Annotated in this window: 1 protein-coding gene; it reads right to left on the bottom strand. The window is 76.0% G+C overall.

What is annotated here, in order from left to right; translation table 11 throughout:
* Window positions 1–299: 299 nt before the first annotated feature.
* Window positions 300–734, bottom strand: coding sequence for an SRPBCC family protein (locus ACFXBC_RS34630; RefSeq protein ID WP_385033948.1), 435 nt, complete (start codon window positions 732–734; stop codon window positions 300–302).
* Window positions 735–997: the final 263 nt, after the last annotated feature.

The raw sequence follows: 997 nt of genomic DNA, 5'->3' as shown, positions 1-997 counted from the left end.
GCGCCGTAGCGCGGCCCGCTGCGCGCGCTTAGCGGTGAACTGGTGCCCGCCGCTACGTCCCCCCCCCCGGGTCGGGCGGCGCCGGGGGGCGCGAAACCGCACTGGTTCCACCGTGCTCTGCGCAGGCAGTTCGGCCGCGCAGGGCACGCGTGGTACCCGCTGGGCATCCCTGATATCCGCAGGGCGCGCGTAAGACCCGCAGGGCAGGCGTACGGCCGACCCCTCCGGGGCTTGTGCCCGTCGGGCGGTCCGTCCGGAACCGTGCCCGCCGTCCGGTCAGGGCCGGTGACCCCCTGCGGTCAGTCCCGGAGCAGCCCGGCCACCGCACGGCCGAAGAGCAGCTGACCCGACCGCGCGGTGAGCGAGTCGAAGACCCCCGGCAGCCGCGCGATGCGCAACTCCTCGCACCACACGACGCGGCAGCCGCTGCCCTCGGGGCGCACTTCGATCCCGGCCCGCCCCAGCACCACCCGGCCCTGCTTCTCCAGCTCGCAGAAGCCCGGGCGGCCGGACTGCGGCGGTTCCCAGCGGACGACCTCCATCGGATCGTCGAACCCCGCGGCGCCGACCCCGGTGCGCGCGACGAACCTCGTCCCCACTCCGTTGGGCCCCGGGGTCACCACGCTGATCCTGGTCAGCGGTACCTGGGCGGCGTGCATCTCCCACCGGGTGAGGCGCCGCCAGGCTTCTTCCGGGGGCAGTGCGCTGGCACGTTCGATACGGAACTCAGCCATGGGCGCCGACAGCGGGGTGCGTACGGATACGGGTGGGCGGCGCGGTACGGAACATGCGCGGAGAAGCTCCCTGGTCGTCGGTCCGGTGGACTGATCGTCGCTCCTGCGGAACCGGCCCAGCGTAGGCACACCCCAGGGGCCCCGGGGCCCCTGACCCACGGCAGAGGGTGGTGGGTGCCCCCCCGGGGACACCCCCCCCGCGGGCCGGCCGGACCCGCCGCGCCCCCGCCGCCGCCCGTGCGCGCCGGGCCCCCGCGCGCAGT

Origin of the sequence: Streptomyces sp. NPDC059398, from assembly GCF_042751845.1 — a bacterium.
Lineage (GTDB): Bacteria > Actinomycetota > Actinomycetes > Streptomycetales > Streptomycetaceae > Streptomyces.
Note: the sequence above shows the minus strand (reverse complement) of the source record. Positions and strands in the feature narration are given on the sequence as shown.